The 24,119-nt window shown below is 40.5% G+C and carries 26 protein-coding genes; 14 read left to right on the forward strand and 12 right to left on the reverse strand.

Features of this window, described 5'->3' with window-relative positions:
• Window positions 1–2 precede the first annotated feature (2 nt).
• Window positions 3–413, reverse strand: coding sequence for a Holliday junction resolvase RuvX (gene ruvX / locus GO009_RS08810; RefSeq protein ID WP_163625838.1), 411 nt, complete (start codon window positions 411–413; stop codon window positions 3–5).
• Window positions 414–512: 99 nt separating this feature from the next.
• Between ruvX and GO009_RS08815 the strand changes: the two genes are divergently transcribed.
• Window positions 513–1,328 (forward strand): 2,3,4,5-tetrahydropyridine-2,6-dicarboxylate N-succinyltransferase, encoded by an 816-nt coding sequence (locus GO009_RS08815; RefSeq protein ID WP_163625839.1) that lies wholly within the window; start codon window positions 513–515, stop codon window positions 1,326–1,328.
• A 259-nt stretch (window positions 1,329–1,587) separates the two neighbouring features.
• Entirely contained in the window at window positions 1,588–2,391 is an 804-nt protein-coding gene (locus GO009_RS08820) for a glycosyltransferase family 2 protein (protein ID WP_163625840.1), read from the forward strand.
• Here the strand turns inward: GO009_RS08820 and GO009_RS08825 are convergent.
• Window positions 2,373–3,233: a glycosyltransferase family 2 protein gene (locus GO009_RS08825; RefSeq protein WP_239057427.1), complete on the reverse strand. Its 861-nt coding sequence runs from the start codon at window positions 3,231–3,233 to the stop codon at window positions 2,373–2,375. The genes GO009_RS08820 and GO009_RS08825 overlap by 19 nt on opposite strands.
• A 49-nt stretch (window positions 3,234–3,282) precedes the next feature.
• Between GO009_RS08825 and GO009_RS08830 the strand changes: the two genes are divergently transcribed.
• From GO009_RS08830 to GO009_RS08855, 6 genes are read left to right on the forward strand one after another with little or no spacing between them, the layout of a single operon-like run.
• The gene (locus tag GO009_RS08830; RefSeq protein ID WP_163625841.1) at window positions 3,283–4,362 is read left to right on the forward strand and encodes a hypothetical protein; all 1,080 of its coding nucleotides are present in this window, start codon (window positions 3,283–3,285) and stop codon (window positions 4,360–4,362) included.
• A complete protein-coding gene (locus GO009_RS08835; RefSeq protein WP_163625842.1) occupies window positions 4,359–4,919 on the forward strand; it encodes an L-threonylcarbamoyladenylate synthase in 561 nt (186 codons plus the stop codon). Before GO009_RS08830 ends, GO009_RS08835 begins: the two co-directional genes overlap by 4 nt.
• A gap of 2 nt (window positions 4,920–4,921) precedes the next feature.
• Window positions 4,922–6,352, forward strand: a complete 1,431-nt coding sequence (locus tag GO009_RS08840) for an HD domain-containing protein (RefSeq protein WP_163625843.1) — start codon at window positions 4,922–4,924, stop codon at window positions 6,350–6,352.
• The gene (locus GO009_RS08845; RefSeq protein WP_163625844.1) at window positions 6,349–7,362 is read left to right on the forward strand and encodes a COX15/CtaA family protein; all 1,014 of its coding nucleotides are present in this window, start codon (window positions 6,349–6,351) and stop codon (window positions 7,360–7,362) included. The genes GO009_RS08840 and GO009_RS08845 overlap by 4 nt, the downstream gene beginning before the upstream one ends.
• A 42-nt stretch (window positions 7,363–7,404) precedes the next feature.
• Window positions 7,405–7,908, forward strand: a complete 504-nt coding sequence (locus tag GO009_RS08850) for a plasmid pRiA4b ORF-3 family protein (protein ID WP_163625845.1) — start codon at window positions 7,405–7,407, stop codon at window positions 7,906–7,908.
• A 45-nt stretch (window positions 7,909–7,953) separates the two neighbouring features.
• The gene (locus tag GO009_RS08855) at window positions 7,954–9,012 is read left to right on the forward strand and encodes a nucleoid-associated protein (RefSeq protein ID WP_163625846.1); all 1,059 of its coding nucleotides are present in this window, start codon (window positions 7,954–7,956) and stop codon (window positions 9,010–9,012) included.
• Here GO009_RS08855 and GO009_RS08860 read toward each other — a convergent pair.
• Window positions 9,009–10,085: a hypothetical protein gene (locus GO009_RS08860; RefSeq protein ID WP_163625847.1), complete on the reverse strand. Its 1,077-nt coding sequence runs from the start codon at window positions 10,083–10,085 to the stop codon at window positions 9,009–9,011. The genes GO009_RS08855 and GO009_RS08860 overlap by 4 nt on opposite strands.
• Window positions 10,086–10,162: 77 nt before the next feature.
• Between GO009_RS08860 and GO009_RS08865 the strand changes: the two genes are divergently transcribed.
• From GO009_RS08865 to uvrB, 3 genes are all read left to right on the forward strand, one after another.
• A complete protein-coding gene (locus tag GO009_RS08865) occupies window positions 10,163–11,059 on the forward strand; it encodes an ABC transporter ATP-binding protein (protein WP_163625848.1) in 897 nt (298 codons plus the stop codon).
• Between the two features lie 11 nt (window positions 11,060–11,070).
• Window positions 11,071–11,904, forward strand: a complete 834-nt coding sequence (locus GO009_RS08870) for an ABC transporter permease (protein WP_163625849.1) — start codon at window positions 11,071–11,073, stop codon at window positions 11,902–11,904.
• 65 nt (window positions 11,905–11,969) lie between these two features.
• Complete coding sequence (uvrB, locus tag GO009_RS08875) at window positions 11,970–13,958, forward strand: excinuclease ABC subunit UvrB (RefSeq protein WP_163625850.1); 1,989 nt, start codon at window positions 11,970–11,972, stop codon at window positions 13,956–13,958.
• A 90-nt stretch (window positions 13,959–14,048) separates the two neighbouring features.
• Here the strand turns inward: uvrB and GO009_RS08880 are convergent, their stop codons facing one another.
• The 5 genes from GO009_RS08880 to GO009_RS08900 form a co-directional block, all read right to left on the reverse strand.
• The gene (locus GO009_RS08880; protein ID WP_163625851.1) at window positions 14,049–14,474 is read right to left on the reverse strand and encodes an Hsp20/alpha crystallin family protein; all 426 of its coding nucleotides are present in this window, start codon (window positions 14,472–14,474) and stop codon (window positions 14,049–14,051) included.
• A 115-nt stretch (window positions 14,475–14,589) separates the two neighbouring features.
• Window positions 14,590–14,991 carry a TerB family tellurite resistance protein gene (locus GO009_RS08885; protein ID WP_163625852.1) on the reverse strand — a complete coding sequence of 134 codons (402 nt, stop codon included), beginning with the start codon at window positions 14,989–14,991 and terminating at the stop codon, window positions 14,590–14,592.
• Between the two features lie 115 nt (window positions 14,992–15,106).
• Window positions 15,107–15,442, reverse strand: coding sequence for a hypothetical protein (locus GO009_RS08890; protein WP_163625853.1), 336 nt, complete (start codon window positions 15,440–15,442; stop codon window positions 15,107–15,109).
• Window positions 15,443–15,793: 351 nt separating this feature from the next.
• Window positions 15,794–16,987 (reverse strand): ADP-forming succinate--CoA ligase subunit beta, encoded by a 1,194-nt coding sequence (sucC, locus tag GO009_RS08895; RefSeq protein WP_108246557.1) that lies wholly within the window; start codon window positions 16,985–16,987, stop codon window positions 15,794–15,796.
• Window positions 16,988–17,105: 118 nt separating this feature from the next.
• Window positions 17,106–17,744 (reverse strand): LON peptidase substrate-binding domain-containing protein, encoded by a 639-nt coding sequence (locus GO009_RS08900; protein ID WP_163625854.1) that lies wholly within the window; start codon window positions 17,742–17,744, stop codon window positions 17,106–17,108.
• Window positions 17,745–17,904: 160 nt separating this feature from the next.
• Here GO009_RS08900 and lysA point away from each other — a divergent pair, with 160 nt between their 5' ends.
• Both lysA and GO009_RS08910 read left to right on the forward strand, forming a co-directional pair.
• Window positions 17,905–19,143, forward strand: coding sequence for a diaminopimelate decarboxylase (lysA, locus tag GO009_RS08905; RefSeq protein WP_163625855.1), 1,239 nt, complete (start codon window positions 17,905–17,907; stop codon window positions 19,141–19,143).
• Between the two features lie 99 nt (window positions 19,144–19,242).
• Complete coding sequence (locus tag GO009_RS08910; protein WP_163625856.1) at window positions 19,243–19,758, forward strand: DUF255 domain-containing protein; 516 nt, start codon at window positions 19,243–19,245, stop codon at window positions 19,756–19,758.
• Between the two features lie 33 nt (window positions 19,759–19,791).
• Here the strand turns inward: GO009_RS08910 and guaB are convergent, their stop codons facing one another.
• Window positions 19,792–21,264, reverse strand: a complete 1,473-nt coding sequence (gene guaB, locus GO009_RS08915; RefSeq protein WP_163625857.1) for an IMP dehydrogenase — start codon at window positions 21,262–21,264, stop codon at window positions 19,792–19,794.
• A 153-nt stretch (window positions 21,265–21,417) separates the two neighbouring features.
• Here guaB and GO009_RS08920 point away from each other — a divergent pair, with 153 nt between their 5' ends.
• Window positions 21,418–21,768, forward strand: coding sequence for a DUF6686 family protein (locus GO009_RS08920; RefSeq protein ID WP_163625858.1), 351 nt, complete (start codon window positions 21,418–21,420; stop codon window positions 21,766–21,768).
• 2 nt (window positions 21,769–21,770) lie between these two features.
• Here GO009_RS08920 and GO009_RS08925 read toward each other — a convergent pair whose 3' ends face one another.
• From GO009_RS08925 to GO009_RS08935, 3 genes are all read right to left on the reverse strand, one after another.
• Window positions 21,771–22,277: a hypothetical protein gene (locus tag GO009_RS08925; RefSeq protein ID WP_163625859.1), complete on the reverse strand. Its 507-nt coding sequence runs from the start codon at window positions 22,275–22,277 to the stop codon at window positions 21,771–21,773.
• Complete coding sequence (locus GO009_RS08930) at window positions 22,277–22,807, reverse strand: FMN-binding protein (RefSeq protein ID WP_239057428.1); 531 nt, start codon at window positions 22,805–22,807, stop codon at window positions 22,277–22,279. Before GO009_RS08930 ends, GO009_RS08925 begins: the two co-directional genes overlap by 1 nt.
• A gap of 73 nt (window positions 22,808–22,880) precedes the next feature.
• Window positions 22,881–24,059, reverse strand: coding sequence for a hypothetical protein (locus tag GO009_RS08935; RefSeq protein ID WP_163625860.1), 1,179 nt, complete (start codon window positions 24,057–24,059; stop codon window positions 22,881–22,883).
• Window positions 24,060–24,119 lie beyond the last annotated feature (60 nt).

Genomic DNA, 24,119 nt, shown 5'->3' on the forward strand with positions numbered 1-24,119 from the left:
AATCAAAATCTGTTTAAATAGGCCTGCAATATGAGCGTGGCACTTATTTCATCGACTAGGGCCTTGTCCCTTCGCTTCTTCTTTTTCATTCCGCTGTCCAACATGGACTGAAACGCCATTTTGGAGGTAAACCGCTCATCTTGACGCTCCACGGGAATCGAAGGAAACTTGGCTTTTAGCTTTTTTAAAAACTCTTGGATAAGCGCTTCGGACTCTGAAGCGGTATTGTCCATTTGCTTGGGCAATCCCACCACAAAACGCTCTATAGGTTCCTTTTGGGTGTATTCTTCCAAAAAGGCCAACAATTCTTTAGTCTCGATGGTTGTCAACCCGGACGCAATTAACTGAAGTTCATCGGTAACTGCTATCCCCGTTCTCACCTTTCCAAAATCCAAAGCCAAAATTCTAGCCAAAATAATTTTTTGGCAAAAATAACCTTAAAAATGTTATGCGCTTAAAAATGGCAACCATAATTGTGTGACGGGGCTTATCTTTGTAAAAACTTTAAGAAAATGACAGAATTAAGAACGCTAATTGAAAAAGCGTGGGAAAATAGAGCGTTGCTCGAGGACAGAAAGACTCAAAACGCCATACGCGAAGTCGTAAAGCTTATTGATTCAGGAGAACTGCGATGTGCGGAACCCACGGAAGATGGGTGGCAGATAAACGAATGGGTAAAAAAAGGGGTGGTACTTTACTTCCCTATCCAAAAAATGGAAGTGCTCGAAGCTGGCATTTTTGAATATCATGATAAAATCCCGTTGAAAAAAGGCTACAAAGAAAAAGGTGTTCGTGTGGTACCGCATGCGGTAGCAAGACACGGTGCTTATATTTCACAAGGCACCATTTTAATGCCCAGTTATGTTAACATTGGTGCTTATGTCGATGAGGGAACTATGGTAGATACTTGGGCCACCGTAGGAAGTTGTGCACAAATTGGGAAAAACGTTCACTTGAGTGGTGGAGTTGGTATCGGCGGGGTTTTGGAACCTTTGCAAGCTGCACCAGTAATTATAGAGGACAACGCCTTTATCGGCTCCAGATGTATTGTTGTGGAAGGTGTACGTGTGGAAAAAGAGGCCGTTTTGGGTGCCAATGTGGTTTTGACCGCTTCCACCAAAATAATTGATGTAACAGGTAATGAACCTGTGGAATTGAAAGGTCGCGTACCAGCAAGGTCCGTTGTGATACCGGGAAGCTATACCAAAAAATTCCCTGCAGGAGATTACCAAGTACCTTGCGCCCTGATCATTGGAAAGCGCAAAGAAAGCACGGACAAAAAAACCTCTTTGAACAATGCTTTGCGGGAGCATAATGTAGCGGTGTAAGGCTGTGGGTTCATTTTTTTTGAGCTTAGATAAAATTATTACAGTAATGATAGGGTTGTTTTTTTACGCAAAAGAAGCAACCCTATTGTTTTTTCAGCCTCTATAATATACCTATTAGAATTAAATTTTGAAGTTTTAACAAAAAGTAAGTAGGGAAATTGGAGAGTTGATTGTTTGTAAGAAAAAGAAACGTTCAAACAATTTTTGCGCTACTTTTTTGTTATAGTTTTGTAAAAATTAAACACTATACCAATAAATTATGGCTGAATTGAGCACCCCAAAGCAAAAAATATCAGCACTTGTGATTACCTACAATGAAATGGGATACATTGAAAAATGTATCGACTCCGTTTCCTTTGCAGATGAAATTTTAGTGGTTGATTCCTACAGTACCGATGGTACTTACGAGTATCTTTTGAACCATCCAAAAGTACGGGTAATCCAAAATCCTTTTGAAAACTTTACCGCTCAAAAATCGTTCACCCTTAAACAGGCCACAAATGATTGGGTATTGTTCTTGGATGCAGACGAAGTGGTCACAGAAAGCCTTCAAAAGGAAATCGTTGAAACCATCAACAACCCAAATGCCCATGAGGCCTATTGGTTCTACCGAAAGTTTATGTTCCAAAACGAGCCTCTTAACTTTAGTGGTTGGCAAACCGATAAAAATTATAGACTGTTCCGAAAGAGCAAAGCTCATTTTACCGATAGAAAAATTGTGCACGAAACTTTAGTGGTCAATGGACAATCCGGTATTCTTAATGAAAAACTGATTCACTATTGCTACAAGGATTATGAAGATTACAAAGGTAAAATGCTCAAGTATGGCCAATTAAAAGCCAAAGAGGATTTTTATAAAGAAAAGCATTTCAATTATCTTTTAATGACGGTAAAACCTTTTTGGAAGTTCTTTAACCACTACATTATCCGGCTCGGGTTCTTGGATGGAAAAAAAGGATGGACCATTTGCTACCTTAACGCCCTTGGGGTTCTAGAACGATTCAGAGAATTAAAAAGACTGGAAAAAAAGAACGAGCTCGCCTACTATTTGGTAATGCCGTAGTGTGTCCAAACCGACTTACTCGACCTTGTTTCCTTGCGTATTGATTGATTTTTTGCAATGGACTCTGGGGTTTTGTAACCCCGTTTATGATCCAAATGCACGCAGACCGCACTATAACGTAATTGTTTCGATTTTATCCCAAAATTGAACAAGCGCTCGCCCAGTTCACGGTCCTGTCCGCCATACTGCATACGCTCGTCAAAACCGTTCACGTTTAAAATATCCTTTTTCCAACCAGAGGAATTATGGCCGTTCCAACTGGCATTGGTGGGAGTAAAAGTATTCAACAACTTGGAAACAATTCCATTTGCCGTGAGTTTGTTGTTTTTAAAAGTCTTTGGAATACCTTTTTCCTTGAGCCAGTGGATATTGAAACAATGCTGTTTTTCGATATCTTCCAACGTAATCATCTTAGAAATATTCATTGGCAACATATAGTACCCACCCGAAATAAAATACCCGGGTTCTTTGTTGATGTAGTGCACTTCGATAAAATCTTCCCTCGGAATACAATCGCCATCCGTCATGATGATGTACTCCGCATTACAAGCCTCAACAGCCTTGTTCAAAATCCTTGACTTTTGGAAACCATCATCTTCCTGCCATACATGGACAATCGGGTAAAAAACCTTTCTGGCCATTTCTTCCAATAATTCTTTGGTCTTGGGACCAGAACCATCATCGGCCACAACCACTTCAAAGTCCTTGAAAATCTGACAATTGAATCCCCATAACACTTTTTTTAGCCACTCCTCGGCATTATAAGTGCTTACGATTACTGATATTTTCGGTGATTCTGTTCCGTTTTGGTTCATCTGAGCAAAAATACTAAAGTCTGCCATTTAAAAGATAACTTTGTAAAAAAGTACGGTTCTATACAAAAAACTATCCATGAAGAAAGCAGCACTTATTGAGTTCAACTCATATCATGATGAATGTTTGTATTCACAGATAAAGTTTCTCGATTCCGCTGGATACACTCTAACCTTGGTCGTAAGCAGTCAAATTAAGGACCGGGCTTATGAATATTTGAATATTCCAGAAGAAGTAATAACATTTGACCGTTCACATCAAAAGAATTTCTTCAGTCGTATTTACTTCTTATGGAAACTTAAAAGACAATTAAATCAAAGAGACGTAAAAACAGTCATATTCAATACGGCCAGTTCTAGGCTGGAAGTGATTCTATTGAGTTTTCTTTTGAAAAAGAGGATATCATTATTCGGTATACTACATAACCTGAAAAAAGTAAACCATAGCTTTTCGCAAAAACTCATCAGCAAGTCCATAAAAAATTACTTTGTACTCAACGATTTTTTGGAAAACTCCATCGAACTGGAAGACAAATCAATACAGCTACAGAGTTTTCACCCCATTTTTTTTCCAACCTTCGAAGAAACATCAATCAAAAAACAAGATGATGAGATTTGGATCAGTATACCGGGCAAACTTGATTTTGGAAGAAGAGACTATTATTTGGTGGCGGAAGCTCTTCAGAAATTACAATCCAAAAGCAAGTTGAAAATCCTGATTTTGGGAAGCACCAATTCCAATGACCCTAAAAGCATAGAATTCATTGATTTCATACAAAAAAACAAGCTCCAAGAAAACTTTGTGACTTTTGATTCTTTCTTGGATAATGATGTCTTCCATGACTACTTGAAAAAATCGGACTATATCCTCATCCCTTTGGACACTATTGGAGATAACTACGCAAAGTATAAAATCATGGGCTGCTACAACCAAGCCTTTGGGTATCAAAAAACCCTGATTTCTCCGATCGGGTTGAATCATATTCCCGACATTGACAAGCATTCCATACTTTATGACGGGGCAAAAGGATTAACATTGGTTTTAGGGCAAATAAGTCAAGGAAAAGGAGAAAAAAAGGAATATCTGGAAAGCAAATGGAGTTTTGAAGCGCAAAAAAACAACTACATCAGCTTTCTTGAAGAAAATCAAATTAAATGATCGAAGAAATCAACAACTGCAATAAAGTACTGCAAGAAGGCGGGCTTATCCTCTACCCTACCGATACAGTCTGGGGCATAGGTTGCGACGCTACCAACCCCGAAGCCGTAAAAAAAGTATATGCACTCAAAAAGCGCGAAGACACCAAGGCGCTCATTTGTTTGGTGGCCAACCAGGCCATGTTGGAACGGCATGTTAAAGAAGTACCCGAAGTGGCCTACGACATTATGGACCTGGCAACCAAACCTACCACCATTGTTTTTGACGAACCCATTGGGATAGCGGAAAATCTGGTCGCAGAAGACAATACACTGGCGATTCGTGTGGCTTCTGACAAATTTTGTCAATACCTCATCAATAAATTCAGAAAACCGATTGTATCCACATCGGCCAATATTTCGGGTAATCCTACCCCAAAACAATTCAAGGATATTGATGAAGAAATTTTAAAAGGAGTGGACTATGTGGTAAATTTGCCCGATGAAAATATAAACCCTTCCCCATCCTCCATCATTAAACTAAGTACGGACGGACAGGTGAAGGTTATTCGGGAATAATAATGGCGAAGGAATTCCATACAAAGGCAATACAACATCCTATTTTTAAACTTATTGGCGAAGCTTCGGACGAGCTGGGAGTTGATTCTTACGTAATCGGTGGTTTTGTACGTGATTACTTTTTAAAAAGAAACACCCCAAAGGATATAGACATTGTTGCCATTGGCAGCGGAATAGAACTTGCCAAAAAAGTAGCCTCGAAACTTAAGGGCAAACCAGAAATCTCTGTATTCAAGAATTTTGGTACGGCCATGATCAAGCACAAAGATTTAGAGCTTGAATTTGTGGGTGCCCGAAAAGAAAGCTACAATCGGGATAGTCGAAAACCCATTGTGGAGGATGGCACTTTGGAAGACGACCAAAACCGCCGCGATTTTACCATAAACGCGATGGCCCTGGCGCTTAACCAATCGAATTTCGGTGAACTTTTGGACCCGTTTGATGGTTTGGCCGATTTGGACAAGCAAATCATACGTACACCTTTGGAACCCGCAATTACTTATTCCGATGACCCATTGCGCATGATGCGCGCCATCCGATTCGCCACACAATTGCATTTCACAATTGAACTGCAATCCCTTCAGGCCATTACCGAGAACAAGGACCGTATCAAAATAGTTTCCAAGGAGCGTATCGTGGACGAGCTCCACAAAATTTTGATGAGTTCCAAACCATCCCTTGGATTTTCGTTGATGCACAAAACTGAGCTTCTGCCATTAATATTGCCAGAACTTACTGCTCTGCAAGGCATTGAAGAAATAGAGGGCCAACGCCATAAGGATAACTTTTGGCACACTCTGGAGGTGGTGGACAATATTGCCGAAACCACCGACAACCTTTGGTTGCGCTGGGCCGCATTGCTGCACGATATCGGCAAGGCTCCCACCAAAAAATTCCATAAAAAAATCGGTTGGACGTTCCATGCGCACGAATTTGTTGGGGCAAAAATGGTGTACAAGCTCTTCAAAAGACTGCGAATGCCTTTGAACGAGAAAATGAAATTCGTTCAAAAAATGGTATTGATGAGTTCAAGGCCCATCATCCTTTCCGAGGATCATGTGACCGATTCCGCGGTAAGGCGGTTGGTTTTTGATGCAGGTGATTTTGTGGAAGATTTGATGACGCTTTGCGAAGCCGACATTACGACCAAGAACCCGCGCAAACAGAAAAAATACAAGAACAACTTTAAAATAGTTCGCCAAAAAATAGTCGAGGTAGAAGAACGGGACCATATCAGAAACTTTCAACCACCTGTTTCCGGTGAAGAGATCATGAAGACCTTCAACCTGAAACCTTCCAAAGAAATTGGCATCATCAAAGATGCCATTAAAGAAGCAATTTTAGAGGGCGAAATTCCCAACGAATACGAGGCCGCCTATCAGTTTATGTTGGAAAAAGGCAAAAAAATGAACCTAAAAGTCCACTCTGAATGAAAAAGAACAAATATGTAGTGTATTGGTTGTTAACCGGATGTTTTCTCATTTTTGTCATGGTTTTGGTCGGGGGTATCACGCGTCTTACGCATTCTGGACTTTCCATTTCCGACTATAAATTGATTCATGGGACCATTCCTCCCATGAACGAGCAGGAATGGCAAGAGGCTTTTGACCTCTACAAACAATATCCAGAGTACCAAAAGTTAAACTACCATTTTGGAATCGAGGAGTTTAAGGACATCTACTTCTGGGAATGGCTGCACAGGGTTATAGGTAGATTTATCGGCGTGGTATTTATTTTGCCGTTCTTATACTTTTTGTTCACCAAAAAACTGGACAGGCCCACCATTAAAAAATGCCTGATTCTGCTCTTTATGGGCGGATTTCAAGGTTTTTTGGGCTGGTACATGGTCAAAAGTGGCCTTGTGGACCGCCCCGATGTATCTCACTACAGGTTGGCGGCTCACTTGACCACGGCATTCCTCACCTTTGCCTATAGTTTATGGGTGGCACTGGACCTTATTTATCCTAAGCGAAAAGAAATCAATATAAAAATCAGGAACCTGATTCGAGTTGGGCTTGTTCTCCTCTTGATACAGATTATCTGGGGTGCCTTTGTGGCAGGTTTGGACGCAGGTTTTATACACAACCATTGGCCCTTGATGAATGAAGGCAAGCTGATGCACGAAACCGTATACATTGAGCAACAACCCGTCATCAAAAACTTTTATGAAGGGAAAAGCGGCGTGCAATTTGTACACCGATATCTGGCTTATGTTGTAGTTGGTTTTATTGCATTGATTTGGTACAGAACACGTAAAATACAGACAACTCCGCTTCAAGAAAAAGGGTTGAAAACACTATTGGTCTTGGTTTTTGTTCAATTTGTATTGGGTGTGCTCACATTAATTTATGCCGTTCCCCTTTGGTTGGGAATTGCGCATCAAATCGGTGCATTTTTCCTTTTGGCTGCCATGACTTTTACATTGCACAGGTTCGCCAAATAAGGTCTATTATTGTACCTTTGTGTCCACTCTAAAATTTGATGGATGATTTATAAAATCAGGATAATACTTGATGCTGAGGAAGATATCTTTCGTGATATCGAAATTGAGGACCAAAGTAATCTGGAGGATTTCCACAATGCCATAACCCAAGCTTTTGGTTTTGAAGGAAGTGAAATGGCCTCCTTTTACACCTGTGATGAAGAATGGAACCAAGATGAGGAAATTGCCCTTTTTGACATGAGCGAGAGCGGTTCCGATATCCGATTGATGAACGAAACACCCCTTGACGATGTTTTAACGGAGGACAATCCAAAAATGATCTATGTTTACGACTTTTTTAGCATGTGGACCTTTTTTGTGGAATTGGCCGATATTGTTGATAAAGAGGACGGCCGGGTCTATCCCAACTTGCTGTTCACTTTTGGGGAATTGCCAGATGCCCCGCCCGAAAAACAGTTTGAAGCAAAGCCAAGCGATGACGAAGGTGATTTTGACGACCTCCTAGACCGATATGACGATATGGACTTTGACGAAAACTGGAATTAAAAGAAAGCTTCACCTAAGTTTTAACCCTTAACACTTTACCTAAAAATGCTAAACCTATATTCTGCCCAGATTGAAAGCATTTCGCTTCACCGTGTAGGCAATAAAAGTAAAAACGAATCCGCTTTTTTGTCCGCAGAGCCTTTTTCGCTCAACGATGAAATGTCCGGTCTGCTAAAAGAGTACTTTTTTAAACCTTTCAGGGAAAAGGAGGAGAATTACTATAAGTTCGGCCATGAGGTGGATTTAGAGTTCAACGAGGTCTACACGGCGGTTTCAGGGATATTCGAAAATCCATCCGACAACCACAGACTTTCCAAAAAAATAACCACACACCTTTTTGAGCAATCCAACCACCCGCATATAAAAAGTGGGGAAGTTTATGTGGTGCATTTTTCGGATATGGTCATCGACAACCAAAAAACGGATGCGGTGGGTATTTTTAAAAGCGAGTTGAAGCACGATTTTCTTCAATTTGAAGAGAACGAACATAATTTGAAGATCTTGATTCGTCAAGGAATCAACATCAACAAGCTGGACAAGGGCTGCATTGTTTTCAATATTGGCAAAGAAGAAGGGTACAAAGTGCTATCGGTGGACAGCAATCGATATGACGCCAAATATTGGTTGGAGAACTTTTTGGGCGTTACCCCATTAACGGATGAAAACTTTTATACCAAAAATTACCTTAAATTCTGTCAAAACTTTGCAAAAGATGTGGTTTTACCTGCCGAGGACAAGCAACAGGAAGTAATGTTTATGAACCGTGCTGTGAACCACTTTGCCAAAAACGACAATTTTGAGGAAACCTCATTTTTGAACGAGGTCATGGAAAACCCAGAACTTATCCCTGAGTTCAAGCACTACAAAGTAGAAAAAGGCCCAAAATACAGCATTGAGGACGTTTCCAATTTTGACATTGCCAACAAGGCCGTGAGCGATGCCCGTAAAAAAATAAAGAACGTCATTAATCTGGACACCAACATTCAGATAAAAATGGATTTCATCAACCCAGAATCCGCCGAAAAATTTGTGGAAAAGGGTTGGGACGAAGAACGCCAGATGTACTATTACCTAGTATATTTCAACAAGGAACAGAAAAGTTAGAATTTCTTTTCTATAATCTCTCGCATGCTTACATCTTCGTAATTTCGTTTTACAAAATCCAGGGCGTGAATCAATACCTCCCCCATGGTGTTGCTGTCCCTAAAATTAATGTCTCCGGTTAGCTCCAACAATTGGGTTTTAAGCATTTCTATATTTTCTGGAGGGGCAATGGTGTCTTCTTTGCACACATCCAATAGTCGTTTGAGCCTTCTACCCCAACTCAATATTCTTTTAGCGATAATGGAACGTTCCTCAACAATATATTGGTTTACGGAATCAATGGTCAATTTATCCTGCACCAGATCGACCATTGTTTTATTCTCCTTAAAAAATTGGGGGCGGTACACTTTTATTTTTCCTTCATAACATTGTTGGTCAAAATCTATGGCCCTTATCTTATAGACCACACTATCAAAATCGTGAGTAGGAACTATAACATAGTTATAGGAACGCATATCGCCCAGCAAACGAATCATACATCGTTCGTTAAATTTCACGAACTCCTTGGCAATCTGTGCTTTATCAAACTCGGTACACTTGGGCAGATTTTTCTTCATAAAAACATCCCCTGGTATACCAACAATGTGTTCTTCTATCAAGGTATTTTCGTAAATCACAAAATTGAGGTTGTACGGAGATAGCATGTGTTCGAGCTCCAAGCCATATACACGGGATGCATCTGTCTTTTTTACATAGAACAGGGTATAGTTATCGTTCAAGATGTTACGTACTTTAATCCTGAAGGGTTTTGAGTTCCCAAAAGTGCAATAATCCACATAATCTACATTTAAATAGGGGAAAATGGAATCGCTTCCATCCGAAACAAAGTTGGAATACACCCGTTTTAGTGCCAAATCTATTTCGTCGCGGTCGAACTCTGGATAAAACACCCTTACCCAAAGGGTATCCTCATCATTGGCATCGTACACGGCTACACTTCCCGAAAACCGAAGTAAATCATCGTAATGGATGGGAATCTCTATTTTTCGATTGTAATATTTCAAATATTTATCCAAATCCTTGCTTATGGGATAGGCAGGTTTCTTTTTCGACATCAATTTTTCTTCCGACATTGTATTCAATTATTTGTAACAAATTGCAATATACTTCGTCAAGTTAGTATAAACCATTCAAAAAACGATAGCATATCTTGGAAACAATACTAACCGTTAACCATCTTACCAAAAAATTTGGTTATCTCACTGCAGTCAACGACCTCTCCTTTACTATTGAGAAGGGGAATGTTTATGGCATCTTGGGACCCAATGGAAGTGGCAAGTCCACAACCTTGGGTATCATTCTAAATGTTGTAAACCGTACTTCAGGTGATTTTAGCTGGTTCGATGGAACCACATCAACCCACGACGCCTTAAAAAAGGTTGGCGCCATTATTGAACGCCCCAATTTTTATCCGTACATGAACGCCATCCAGAATTTAAGACTGGTTTGCAAAATAAAAAATGTGCCGGAAACCAAAATTCAAGAAAAACTGGAATTGGTGGGGTTGTGGGACCGTCGCAACAGTAAATTCAAAACGTATTCGTTGGGTATGAAACAGCGGATGGCCATTGCCTCTGCGCTGCTCAACGACCCTGAAATATTGATTTTGGACGAGCCTACCAATGGCTTAGATCCTCAGGGGATCCATCAGATACGGGAAATCATCAAGAAAATTGCAAGTCAAGGCACCACTATTCTATTAGCCTCCCACCTATTGGACGAAGTAGAGAAGGTATGTTCACACGTCATCATTCTTCGCAAGGGCGAAAACCTGTATTCAGGACCTGTGGACAGTATGTTGGCAAGTCATGGCTTTTTTGAATTGAGGTCGAACAACATGGACCAATTACAGGAACTCTTAGAAAAAAGTGCCAGTTTTGGCAAGATAGAAAACTTCAACGGTACCCTTACTGCCTATTTAAAAGAGGAAATGGATGCTGAAAGCTTGAACAAAATGCTGTTTGATAAAGGAATTACACTTTCGCATCTTGTAAAACGAAAGGAAAGCCTCGAAGAACAATTTTTAACCTTGACCAAAAACCAATAATCAAAAAACGAATGTTACGTCTCCTACAAATAGAATTTATAAAACTGTGGAACAATAGGGCCAGCAAGGTACTGATCATCTCCTATTTTGTGCTCTTGACTTCCATCGCCCTCATTGCAGCAATTAAGTTTGATATTGGCCCGGTAGAGTTCCATCTTGCCGATCAGGGAATATTCAACTTCCCATACATATGGCACTTCAACACCTTTGTTACGGCGTTGTTTAAGCTGTTTCTGGCCATTGTTATAGTTTCCATGATGTCCAACGAATACAGCAACAAGACCATAAAACAAAATTTGATAGACGGATTATCCAAAAAGGAATTCATTACTTCCAAAGTTCTCACGGTAATCTCTTTTGCGCTCATATCCACCATATTTGTTTTTGTGGTATCCATGATTCTTGGTTTGGCCTATTCGGACTACAACGAAGTGTCCATCATATTCTCTGATTTGGAGTTTTTGCCCGCTTTCTTTATTAAGTTGGTCGGATTCTTCTCTTTCTGTCTTTTCTTGGGGATTTTGGTAAAACGCTCTGCTTTTGCGCTCGGTTTCCTGATTTTATGGACCATATTTGAGCAAGTGGTATTTGGTTTATTGGGCTGGAAAGTTATGAGCTGGGAAGCTGCTAAAGCAGTAAAAAGATTCTTTCCGTTGGAATCCATGTCCAACTTGATAAAAGAACCCTTTACAAGGCTCTCTGCGGTTCAAAACATAGGACAACAGATTGGAGAGAATATGAAGTTTGACTACCATGTTTATTGGTATGAGTTCTTCATAGTCATTATCTGGACGGCCATTTTCATCTATTTATCCTACGCCTTGTTGAAGAAACGCGATTTGTAACAACATCAAGCAAGAATATTTGAGCTTTGCTTCTATTTAGCGACTGCCTTTAGTATTTTTACTTTATGAAATTTCAGGTAGTTTCCGACTTTAAGCCAACGGGCGACCAACCCGAGGCCATACGACAATTGGTAGAGGGCATTGAGTCCAAGGCCCAACATCAAACCTTACTCGGGGTTACCGGGTCGGGAAAAACATTTACCGTGGCCAATGTGGTGGAATCGGTTCAGAAACCTACCTTGGTTTTGGCGCACAACAAGACCCTGGCCGCACAATTGTATTCGGAGTTCAAACAATTTTTTCCCAATAATGCGGTGGAATATTTTGTATCCTACTACGATTACTATCAGCCAGAGGCCTATATCCCCACGAGCGGACTTTATATTGAAAAAGACCTCTCCATAAACGAGGATATCGAGAAACTACGATTGAGCACTACCTCCTCTCTCCTATCAGGAAGACGTGATGTACTTGTGGTGGCTTCCGTTTCCTGTTTATACGGTATCGGAAACCCTGTAGAATTTCAAAAGAACGTTATCACCATTCACAGAGATCAGGTCATCTCAAGAACAAAATTCCTAAAGCAATTGGTACAGAGTCTTTATGCTAGAACCACTGCGGATTTCAGAAATGGTAATTTTAGGGTAAAAGGTGATGTGGTGGATGTGTTTCCCGGTTATGCCGACCATGCCTTCCGCATTCATTTTTTTGGTGATGAAATTGAGGAAATCGAAGCATTGGATCCCTACAACAATAACGTCATTGAAATATACGATACACTGAACATTTACCCGGCGAATATGTTCGTTACTTCTCCAGATGTGCTTCAGAATGCCATAAAGGAGATACAGGACGACCTTGTTAAGCAGATAGATTATTTCAAGGAAATCGGCAGACCTTTGGAAGCAAAACGCTTGGAGGAGCGCACCAATTTTGACCTTGAGATGATTCGCGAACTGGGATATTGTTCCGGAATCGAGAATTATTCCAGGTATTTGGACGGAAGAAAACCTGGAACGCGCCCCTTCTGTCTGTTGGATTATTTTCCTGATGATTACCTTATGGTGATTGATGAAAGCCATGTAACCATACCCCAGGTACATGCCATGTACGGAGGGGATCGCTCCAGAAAAGAGAATTTGGTGGAATATGGTTTCCGTTTACCTGCGGCCATGGATAACCGCCCGTTAAAGTTTGAAGAGTTTGAAGCACTTCAGAACCAAGTGATTTACGTAAGTGCCACCCCGGCCGATTACGAACTGGAACTTAGCGAAGGGGTTTATGTGGAACAGATTATTCGTCCAACAGGTTTATTGGATCCCGTAATCGAGGTGCGCGCCAGTGAAAATCAAATTGATGACCTCGTGGAAGAAATTCAACAGCGGGTGGAACTGGACGAACGCACCTTGGTGACCACGCTTACCAAACGAATGGCGGAGGAACTTACCAAGTACCTGTCCAGAATTGATGTTAGATGTCGCTATATCCATAGTGATGTGGACACGCTGGAGCGGGTGGAAATTATGCAGGATTTGCGCAAAGGCCTCTTTGATGTTCTCATTGGAGTCAATCTTTTGCGTGAAGGTTTGGATTTGCCCGAAGTGTCCCTCGTAGCCATTTTAGATGCAGATAAAGAAGGATTTTTGCGCAGCAACCGTTCCTTGACCCAAACCGTTGGGCGTGCTGCAAGAAACCTAAATGGAAAGGCGATCATGTATGCGGATAAAGTTACCGATAGCATGCAAAAAACCATTGATGAGACCAATTATCGCCGGGAAAAACAAATGACCTACAATAAGGAAAACAACATTACCCCGATGGCCCTCAAGAAAAATCTGGACAGTGCCTTGGCAAAAAATTCGGTATCCACTTACCATTTCCAAAAAGAAGAATTGCGCGCTGCCGAGCCCGACCTAAAATATATCACGGAAGATCAAAAGGAGAAATTGATCAGGGAGAAAAGAAAAGCCATGGAAAAAGCCGCTAAAGAACTCAACTTTATGGAAGCGGCCAAACTAAGGGACGAGATAAAAATGCTTCAGGAGAAGGAATAAAAAACGCGCCCCCGCTAATGCAGGGGCGCGCCTCAAACTAACCAACTAATCCAACCATCATGAAACACCTATAGTTGGTGTTCTAATGTTTTATCCTATTTCAATCAATCGTTTTGGTTTTGGCAATGCCTCTTGTTTTTTGGGCAATGTCAATTTCAATACTCCATCCTCGTATTTGGCATCAATTTTAGACCCATCTACAGTTTCGGGCAACGTGAAAGCTCTTTTGAACGAAGAATAAGAGAATTCTTTTCTTGTGTAGTTATCCGTGTTTTCCTCGTTCTCAGATTTTACTTCGCTGGAAATGGTCAACACATCATTGTCCACCTCAATGGTGAAATCATCTTTTTTCATACCGGGAACGGCAAGTTCCAATTCAAAACCTTCGGTATTGTCCTTTATATTCACAGCGGGCACAGAAGTATTCCACTTATCTGTTCCACCGAACCAATCAGGTCCCATAAAGTCATTCACCAAGGATGGGAAAAACAGGTTGTTTCTTTTTACTATACTCATGGCGATTCAATTTTAGTTAAACATTTAAATCACCTTGTATAAGACAAAACCTATACCAATAGAAAAAATATGCCTTTATGGCATTATTTAAGCGAAATAACATGTCATTTTGACATTAATTATAATGTGCCTTGAAGATATTGATAAGCACATCTGGCGGAACAATTTTGTTGGGATAACGGTGCATCACCTCTAAAACCTGACTAATGGCTGTGGGAGGCAAGCCCATTTTAAGCCCAATATTGTAAAGTGTATTGATTTCTTTTTTGTGCTGCTCCTGATCTATGTTCATAAGGAGAATGAGCCTATGAAACTGTACAATTCGCTCCGCTTGGGTTTTTAGGCGCACTTTGGGGGATTTTTCCTTTAACAGACCATCAAAAATATCTTTACTAACACCCAAACTTCGGGCAACTTGCAGCAAAAAATCATACTCCGACCGTTTCAAGGAATGATCTACCCTAGCAAAGGCAATCATCTCCGAAAGCATGCTCAATTTTTCCTTGTAGGTTCCCATAGAAGTAGTTTTGGTTTGCAATCTTTATTAGATAACTCCAAAACACCTCGTTTTAGTACATAAAAAAGCCCTGAAATTCAGGGCTTTTTCTAACTAACTCAAACAATTCCCGTTTTTAAGCGGTAATTCGTACTGGAAGTTCGTAAACTCTACCTGGGGCTACATTGTCCAATTGCACCTTTTTGTAGTTTAAACGATTTTTTACGAAACCTTCCAAAATTTCATCTTTTGTTTCTACGGAAAGTACCACTAATTCACCTTTTTCGTTCACGATAAAGCGAACTTCGGCAGTCATTTCCTTGTAATCTGCGTTGAATTGATTGTCTTTCAACATTTCATAAATCTGGCCAGAAAGATTGTTCTCTTTCGTTGGTTTTTTGCCTTCTGTTGCAAAGACACTCATTGTGGCAAATAAGGCCAATGCTACCGATACAGTTTTGAATTTTCTCATGATTTTGTTTTTTGATTAAAATTGATGATTAACGATTTGTCAATATTTGGACTTGATTAACGCCCCTTTTTAATGACACCTCAAAAATAAGACGATTAAAAAATAAAATTGTTACAGTTTAGTACGATTTAACAAATGTTTAATGTCCCTTACATGGGGCAAACACCTCTTTATAATAAAGAAAAAATATTCAGTTTTAAATCCATTTTTCGGAAACCGTTCAAAACGAAATAAGTACAAAAATCAATGGTTTGGTCAGAGCTAAAAAGAACGGTTTTTTGACCAAAGAAAACAAAAAAGGGCAACGTTAAGATAACGTTGCCCTTTAACATATTTTAGGATTCTGAGAGATTAGCTCAAAACTTCCTCTACTTTATCTGCAGCTTCTTTAAACTGTACCGCTGAATGTACAGCCAAACCTGAGTTGTCAATAATTTCCTTGGCCAATTCGGCATTTGTACCCTGTAACCTAACAATAATAGGTACTTGTATGGCATCTCCCATGTTTTTATAGGCATCCACAACACCTTGGGCTACACGATCACAACGAACGATACCTCCGAAGATGTTGATCAATATTGCTTTTACATTTGGATCTTTAAGGATAATACGAAATGCTTCCTCTACCCTTTTTGCGTCTGCAGTACCTCCTACGTCCAAGAAGTTGGCTGGTTCACCACCTGCCATTTTTATCAGGTCCATAGTGGCCATCGCCAAACCGGCGCCGTTCACCATACACCCTACGTTTCCATCCAAATCAACATAGTTAAGACCAACCTCGCGAGCTTCAACCTCGATTGGGTTTTCTTCACGAAGGTCACGCATTTCCGCATAAGCCTTTCTTCTGTAAAGTGCGTTATCGTCTATGGTCACCTTGGCATCAACTGCCATAATTTTATCATCGGAAGTCTTCAAGACTGGGTTAATTTCAAAAAGACTGGAATCACTCTCAACATATGCCTTGTACAAAGACATCACAAACTTCACCATCTCTTTGAACGCAGTTCCGGACAACCCAAGATTGAATGCGATTCTTCTTGCTTGGAAAGGCAATAGTCCCAATCCCGGGTCCACCTCTTCAGTAAAAATCAAATGTGGTGTTTTTTCGGCTACTTCCTCAATATCCATACCTCCTTCGGTAGAATACATGATCATGTTTTTTCCTGTCCCTCTATTTAGAAGAACGGACATATAAAATTCACTGGTTTCGCTATCACCTGGATAGTATACATCCTCGGCCACCAAAACTTGGTGTACTTTTTTACCTTCGGCAGATGTTTGTGGGGTAACCAAGTTCATTCCTATAATGTTACCTGCCAACTCTTCAACTTCCTTCAAGTTTTTGGCGAGTTTTACACCACCACCCTTACCTCGTCCACCAGCATGTACTTGCGCTTTGATTACGTGCCATCCGGTTCCGGTTTCTTCTGTAAGTTGTTTTGCGGCATCTACCGCTTCTTTGGCGTTGTGGGCAACTATACCCCTCTGGATCCTAACTCCAAAACTCGCTAAAATCTCTTTTCCTTGATATTCGTGAAGATTCATCTGTGAATTTACTTTTGTTTGAAGACAAAAATAGAAAACACCGCTGACAAATTGAAGATGTTAAATGATTAATTAAAGATATGCACCTATAAATTGCATCTTTTGTTCCATGGAATCACTACAACTTAAAATCTTGAAAGTCCAAAGGGTCAAAATTTTTGAAATGCCCGTTCATTTCAATTACCTCTTTGGTGCGGTTCACCTTGTTGAGCACATGGGCCGTTGCCTCCAAATGGGCCTTGATAAAATTCAAGCGGTCCGTCTCTTTGGTCATCAGCAATAATTCATATTCTTGCTCAAAGGAAAGACCCATTTTATGGGCAAGCGAATAACTGTTGAATTGCTTTGGAGATGTTTTGGTAAAGGGTACGTCCATAATATCATACAGCTCTTCCACTTTTTGAAGCACTTCATCCCTTAAGTTTTCGTCGGCATCGTTCTCGACATCCAAAAACTCGACCTCACCGCCACCATAAAGCTTGCCTTCCATCTGCTTTTCAAAACTCAGCACCTTAAAAACTTGACGCGCCACGCAAACGACATCCATCTCACCGGTATCATAAGTATTCACCACCTCCACCAATTGCACCTCGGTGCCATAGGAAATAGAATTGTTGATATAAACCGGAACACCAAAGGTCATAGCTTCCCTTCTACAATCGTTTATCAATTGTTTGTAGCGGTCTTCAAAAATATGCAGCGGTACCGTTTCTCCTGGATAAAATACCGACTGCAATGGGAATAAGGGTAGTTTCATTGTTGCAATTTGCCTAAAAATACAGATGAAAACCTAAATCCGCAACTCCAAAAAATTATAGCTGTTTCAAATAAAACAACTTGTTATATTTTGATAAAAATGTTTTATTTCTTGCGTGTATAAGTAACAACATATAGTTTTGTTCAAAATTCCGTACAATATGAATTCTAAGGACTTACTTCAGCTTACCGAGCAGTTTGGTGCACCGCTATATGTTTATGATGCCGATAAGATTATCTCACAATATAAAAAGCTCACCAATGCTTTTAAGAGGGTACCCAATCTAAAATTGAATTATGCAGCCAAGGCTTTGTCCAATGTTAGTATTCTTAGACTATTGAACAGCTTGGGAAGTGGTTTGGATACGGTGTCCATTCAAGAAGTAAAATTAGGACTTCTGGCTGGTTTTAAACCGGAATCCATCATTTTTACGCCCAATGGGGTTTCTTTAGAAGAAATTGAAGAAGCTGCAGCACTTGGGGTCCAAGTAAATATAGACAACCTGTCCATTTTAGAGCAATTTGGAAGTAAGCATCCTGACATTCCCGTTTGTATCCGAATCAATCCACACGTGATGGCGGGAGGAAACTCCAATATATCCGTGGGGCATATCGATTCCAAATTCGGAATCAGCGTACATCAAATTCCACACCTATTGCGTATCGTGGAGCTGACCAACATGAACATCAACGGTATTCACATGCACACAGGTAGCGATATTTTGGATATTGATGTATTCCTCTACGCTTCGGAAATACTTTTTGAAACCGCGAAAAACTTCAAGGATTTAGAGTTTATCGACTTTGGTAGCGGGTTTAAAGTTCCTTATAAAGAAGGTGATATACAGACCAATGTGGATGAGTTGGGCAAAAAATTGACCAAAAGATTCAATGAGTTCTGCAAAGAGTACGGCAGAGAGCTTACCCTTGCTTTTGAACCGGGTAAATTCTTGGTGAGCGAAGCTGGCTTCTTTTTGGCAAAAGTAAACGTGGTAAAACAAACTACTTCTACCGTTTTTGCCAGTATCGACTCAGGTTTCAACCATTTGATAAGACCCATGCTATATGGATCCAACCATCAAATTATAAATATTTCCAATCCAAAAGGCAGGGAGCGTTATTACTCCGTAGTGGGGTACATTTGTGAAACGGATACTTTTGGTAGCAATCGCAGAATCAACGAAATATCCGAAGGAGACATCCTATGCTTTAAAAATGCCGGTGCTTACTGTTTTACCATGGCAAGCAATTACAACTCCAGATATAGGCCTGCAGAGGTACTTTGGTATCAAGGAAAAGCCCATTTAATCAGAAAAAGGGAAACCTTTGATGATATCTTGAACAATCAAGTTGACGTTAAGGAACTTTTTGAACCATCAAAAAAGCAAACCGTAAAGTAACAGCAAAGCCCTATCAGACTGTTAAAACAAATACTTTTTTGGCACAATTTTCGTTAGTTTTGTATTGATAAGACGACAATTACGTCAAAAACCAAGACTATGCGCTCAATTTATACCCAAATCAGTTTACTTTTTTTAGTATTTATAGGCTTTAACGCTCATGCTCAAGATATTAATTGGATATCCTGGGAAGAGGCCGTGGAACTTTCCCAAACAGATGCCCAGCCCAAAAAAATCTTTGTTGATGTCTATACTGATTGGTGTGGATGGTGCAAGAAGATGGACAAAAACACCTTTCAACACCCTGAAGTTGCCAAGTATATGCAGGACAACTTCTATATGGTAAAAATGGACGCTGAAGGTAAAGATCCAATTGTATATCAAGGCAAGACGTTCAAATTTGTCCCTTCTGGAAGAAGAGGGTATCACGAATTGGCCGCTGCTCTGCTACAAGGTAAAATGAGCTACCCAACTGTTGTTTTCCTGGACGAACAATTGAATATGCTATCTCCTGTTCCCGGTTATCAACAAGTGGAACCTTTTATGCAGATTGCCAAGTACTTCGGCGACAACATATACAAGGATAAGGACTGGCAAAGCTACGCTGGGAAATAAACTCCACTCCCCAGCAAGCTATATTGTTTTTAATTACCTACTATAATTTGGACTTTCTTTGGTAATGGTCACGTTATGCGGGTGACTTTCGTGAATACCGCTTGATGTAATTTTGACAAAACGAGCATTGTTCTTCAAGGTCTCGATGTCCTTGGCTCCGCAATAGCCCATACCAGCGCGTAGTCCACCAATAAATTGGTGCATACTCTCCACCAATTCGCCTTTGTACGGCACTCGTCCCACAATCCCTTCGGGAACCAGTTTTTTAATATCGTCCTCAACATCTTGGAAGTATCGGTCCTTACTACCTTTTTTCATAGCTTCCACAGAGCCCATTCCACGGTACGATTTAAATTTACGGCCTTCGTAAATAATAGTCTCACCCGGAGATTCTTTGGTACCGGCCAACAAAGAGCCCAACATCACTGTATCAGCTCCAGCCGCCAATGCCTTGGGAATATCTCCTGTATAACGGATACCTCCATCGGCAATTACGGGAATACCGGTTCCTTTTAATGCGGCAGAAACCTCCAAAACTGCGGAAAACTGTGGAAAACCCACACCGGCAACCACTCGAGTGGTACAAATGGAACCAGGTCCAATACCCACTTTTACGGCATCGGCACCTGCCTCGACCAAATATTTTGCAGCTTCGGCAGTAGCAATGTTGCCTACCACCACTTCCAATTCCGGAAATGACTTCTTCACTTCCTTTAAAATACTGACCACACCTTTGGTGTGACCGTGAGCCGTATCAATAATTATGGCATCCACACCTGCCTTTACCAATGCTCCGGCCCTATCAACAGCATCGGCCGTTACCCCTATGGCAGCAGCTACACGCAAACGTCCATACTGATCTTTATTGGCAATTGGTTTTTGGGTAAGTTTTGTAATATCCCTAAACGTAATCAATCCAATAAGCTCGTCCTTATCATTGACTACGGGTAGTTTTTCAATTTTATTTTCCTGTAGAATTACCTCTGCCTGTTGTAGTGAAGTACCCTCTGCTACCGTAACCAAATTTTCGGAAGTCATTACATCGGCTATGGGCCTATCATCATTTTTCTCAAAACGAAGGTCGCGATTGGTTACGATACCAATAAGCCTTTTATTGTCATCCACAATTGGGATTCCACCAATACTATGCTCTTTCATGCTTGCCTTGGCATCTCGAACCACGGACTCCAAAGGAAGGGTTACCGGGTCCATGATCATACCACTCTCGGCACGTTTTACCTTTCTGACTTTAAGCGCCTGCTGCTCAATCGTCATATTTTTATGAAGAACGCCAATACCGCCCTCCCTTGCCATGGCAATGGCCATACGCGATTCGGTTACCGTATCCATGGCCGCAGAAACAATCGGCACATTTATGGTGATGTTCTTTGTAAATTTTGATTGAATATTTACTTCTCTGGGAAGTACTTCGGAGTAAGCGGGCACAAGAAGAACGTCGTCGTAAGTTAGACCTTCCCCTACAATTTTGTTTTGGTGAGCTTCCATTGCAATTACGGATTAATTGCGTGCAAATATACCACTAATTTATTTGAATACCTCGATGTGCCGATATTACATTTTACCCTCTATTCGGAATTTCATTTCAATTATTTAGAATCATTCTATATAATTTTTATCTTTAAGGCTCAAATCTTGAATATGTGCAACTATTTAAACATTATGGGGCGGTCTAAAAATGGAGTGTTGACTTTCTGTAACCGCACCAAATTGTTCCAATTGATATACAACAACCTCTGTTTTGAACTGTATGAGTGGGAGCTGGAAGCCTTGAAAGAATATATTGAGCAATTGGACATTCCTTATTGGGAAAAACATTTGAAGCATTGGAGCCAACAACGTAAAATCCCGATTTCGGTCGGAAAAAAGCATTTCATCATTTTAGTAAACAAAGAAGAAGTAACCGAACTATTGAGCTTGCTCCGTTTTGAAAAACAAAAGGTAAAACTTCTATCCCATGAAGAAATCGACTATCAATTTATAGAAAACTAATCTTATTGTACTTTCTGTGGTTTGTTAGGAAAAATACATTGCCAAAGTACCAAGCTAGCCGACCCCATATAGGTAATCGTCATTAAAATTCCAGAAAACACCACTACATATCTAAACCAGCTTATTCCCGACCACATCAAATAAATCCCTCCAAAGGTCAGAATAATGGAAAGAAAAGGTTCCAAGGTCAAAAAGAGTTTTAGTTTTTTGGGGGCATTTGTAATCCAAACCAGTCCACCCAACAAGAAAAATATAAAAGAGATAGAGAGTACATGGGTGTGAACAATGGTAAGCATCTCGCGCTCTCCCTTTTTAAATTTCATGACCTCGGCATCTTCATCATCTTCGTTGCCCATGTAGTTTTCCTCAATTCCTGCTGGTGTGGTCGATTCCGTTTGCTGTACAAAAAGTAAACCTGTAAAGTATCCCACGGAAAGAATCATAACAAAGACTGCTATAAAAAGCCTAATCTCCTTAGGAAGCGAGCCCAAAAACCCATTGTACACCATTAGAGCTTTCCTTTTTGCTGAAGAATTCCTATCGTAGCAAGCAAATTGTCCATGGATTTGGTCATGGAGTTTACAGAAATCGTAGCTCCGGATATAACGTCAATATTTGTTTTTACACTAACATGGTCTCCTCCCGTTTTACCCAAAAACTGTTTTAGCCACCTTCTACTACCAATTTCACCACCATAGTCTTCTCTGTATACCAAAACCTTGGTATTTACAATCTTCACATCTTTATCAAACACCACCAAGTAATCAAACTTAGCTGTTTTACTTGGTGCTTGGTCCGTAAAAGCATATCCTATTGTAGCGGAGTCCTTTATAACCCGAAATAGGTTTTGACCAGATATTTTAATTGGAAGCTCTTCATTCAATCCTTCGGAAATTTGAACCGGTTCCATGGTAAAATCCGACAGCTCGAAAGTTTTTCCAACTTCTTTCATTACACGCTTACTCACCTCCTTGGGCAAAGCAAACCCAAAAATGAAGAATATTACCATCAATAGTGTGCCGGATTTAAACCATTTCATATTTCAAATATATCAATTTAGACTAAATAGTAATTAATGCTAGGATGAATTCTATCTTTGTCACATGCTGATGTTAGAACCAAACACCGATTCCAAAGTTTAGTCTGTCCGTGACATCACTGTCATCATCGGCATTGCTCCTAAATTGATAATCGCCTTTTACAACAACACCTGGTGCTATATGATAGGTTAGGCCCGTAGTAACATCTGTACGGTCATAAGCCTCATTTTTGGTTAAGTTGCCTGCTACATCCGCATGGGTATTGTATGTTTCATATCGTGCAAAGGCAAAAAGCTTTTGTCTATTGCCCATAGGTAGAATATTATAGGCGCCTTCTAAATACCATCCTTGCAAAGCGCTTCCCAAATTACTGTTGGTAAGGGTATTGTACTCCTCTGTATCTGAAAGCGAAGCATGAATGAATTGCCCCCTTGCTGTAAATTTCTGGTAGGCGTACCTGGCATCCAATCCAAACATGGCGATTCCGATATCCGAACCATCAAATTCCTGTACATCATCGTCGGCCTGTGTACGGCCAAAATAAGTGGAAAAGCCCAATCTTAATCCAGGAATACCGTAGTAATCCAGTTTGGTTGATAGGTTCGGTGTATTTATGGTGGATTTTATCCCTTTTTGTCGTCCGCCCCTAAGTCCACTGGAGCCACCCAATTTGCCGTTTACACCACCTTCACCATCTGCTTCGGTGGATTTAAAACCGTTAAAAACATAAGCTTGGTAGCCTAGGGATATGGCATTGAACCTACCTGTAACCCCAACTCCCAACTCTCTCCAAGTTGTAGGTACAATAACATTATCTATGGTTGGCCGTTCTGTTCCATTAAATGTGGTAGGCTCATGAAATTCATTAATGATTCCCATTGGAACCAACATTAAACCTCCACGGACATTAAAATTGGGGGCTGCATTGTAGTTTACAAAAGCCTGCTCAATATATACCTCCTCTACATGCTCAAATTCTACCTCCGTTACAAATTGGGTGCGATCATCGAACCTATATCCAAAAAGAAGTACCAAACGTTGTACATCCAATTCACCATTCTGTCCATTGGGCTGATTGTACAGCATTTCGCCATAAGCACCTACTGTTACGGCCGATGCATAGTTCCCCGACAACAAACGCTGGGCTGCATTGATTTGCTTTTGTGGGTCCAACTGAATGGAATCCGTTTTGGTCTGGGAAAATGCCAATGAAGACATTAAAGCGGCACAAAGAATGATCGTTTTTCTCATAATAGTTTGTTAAAATGCGCGGCAAATATATTTTTACCGTCCGCTCCAACCAAATTTATT

It is taken from the genome of Allomuricauda sp. TY007 (genome assembly GCF_010468565.1).
Classification (GTDB): Bacteria; Bacteroidota; Bacteroidia; order Flavobacteriales; family Flavobacteriaceae; genus Flagellimonas.

Coding starts and splice junctions, on each gene's coding strand:
- GO009_RS08890 (WP_163625853.1), bottom strand. CDS start 15,442: ATGAGAAAATTCAAAACTGTATCGGTAGCATTGGCCTTATTTGCCACA.
- GO009_RS08930 (WP_239057428.1), bottom strand. CDS start 22,807: ATGAAATGGTTTAAATCCGGCACACTATTGATGGTAATATTCTTCATT.
- GO009_RS08880 (WP_163625851.1), bottom strand. CDS start 14,474: ATGAGTATAGTAAAAAGAAACAACCTGTTTTTCCCATCCTTGGTGAAT.
- GO009_RS08830 (WP_163625841.1), top strand. CDS start 3,283: ATGAAGAAAGCAGCACTTATTGAGTTCAACTCATATCATGATGAATGT.
- GO009_RS08920 (WP_163625858.1), top strand. CDS start 21,418: ATGTGCAACTATTTAAACATTATGGGGCGGTCTAAAAATGGAGTGTTG.
- GO009_RS08850 (WP_163625845.1), top strand. CDS start 7,405: ATGATTTATAAAATCAGGATAATACTTGATGCTGAGGAAGATATCTTT.
- GO009_RS08840 (WP_163625843.1), top strand. CDS start 4,922: ATGGCGAAGGAATTCCATACAAAGGCAATACAACATCCTATTTTTAAA.
- guaB (WP_163625857.1), bottom strand. CDS start 21,264: ATGGAAGCTCACCAAAACAAAATTGTAGGGGAAGGTCTAACTTACGAC.
- GO009_RS08825 (WP_239057427.1), bottom strand. CDS start 3,233: ATGGCAGACTTTAGTATTTTTGCTCAGATGAACCAAAACGGAACAGAA.
- GO009_RS08900 (WP_163625854.1), bottom strand. CDS start 17,744: ATGAAACTACCCTTATTCCCATTGCAGTCGGTATTTTATCCAGGAGAA.
- lysA (WP_163625855.1), top strand. CDS start 17,905: ATGAATTCTAAGGACTTACTTCAGCTTACCGAGCAGTTTGGTGCACCG.
- sucC (WP_108246557.1), bottom strand. CDS start 16,987: ATGAATCTTCACGAATATCAAGGAAAAGAGATTTTAGCGAGTTTTGGA.
- GO009_RS08860 (WP_163625847.1), bottom strand. CDS start 10,085: ATGTCGGAAGAAAAATTGATGTCGAAAAAGAAACCTGCCTATCCCATA.
- GO009_RS08835 (WP_163625842.1), top strand. CDS start 4,359: ATGATCGAAGAAATCAACAACTGCAATAAAGTACTGCAAGAAGGCGGG.
- GO009_RS08815 (WP_163625839.1), top strand. CDS start 513: ATGACAGAATTAAGAACGCTAATTGAAAAAGCGTGGGAAAATAGAGCG.
- GO009_RS08870 (WP_163625849.1), top strand. CDS start 11,071: ATGTTACGTCTCCTACAAATAGAATTTATAAAACTGTGGAACAATAGG.
- GO009_RS08910 (WP_163625856.1), top strand. CDS start 19,243: ATGCGCTCAATTTATACCCAAATCAGTTTACTTTTTTTAGTATTTATA.
- GO009_RS08925 (WP_163625859.1), bottom strand. CDS start 22,277: ATGGTGTACAATGGGTTTTTGGGCTCGCTTCCTAAGGAGATTAGGCTT.
- GO009_RS08935 (WP_163625860.1), bottom strand. CDS start 24,059: ATGAGAAAAACGATCATTCTTTGTGCCGCTTTAATGTCTTCATTGGCA.
- GO009_RS08845 (WP_163625844.1), top strand. CDS start 6,349: ATGAAAAAGAACAAATATGTAGTGTATTGGTTGTTAACCGGATGTTTT.
- GO009_RS08855 (WP_163625846.1), top strand. CDS start 7,954: ATGCTAAACCTATATTCTGCCCAGATTGAAAGCATTTCGCTTCACCGT.
- GO009_RS08885 (WP_163625852.1), bottom strand. CDS start 14,991: ATGGGAACCTACAAGGAAAAATTGAGCATGCTTTCGGAGATGATTGCC.
- uvrB (WP_163625850.1), top strand. CDS start 11,970: ATGAAATTTCAGGTAGTTTCCGACTTTAAGCCAACGGGCGACCAACCC.
- GO009_RS08820 (WP_163625840.1), top strand. CDS start 1,588: ATGGCTGAATTGAGCACCCCAAAGCAAAAAATATCAGCACTTGTGATT.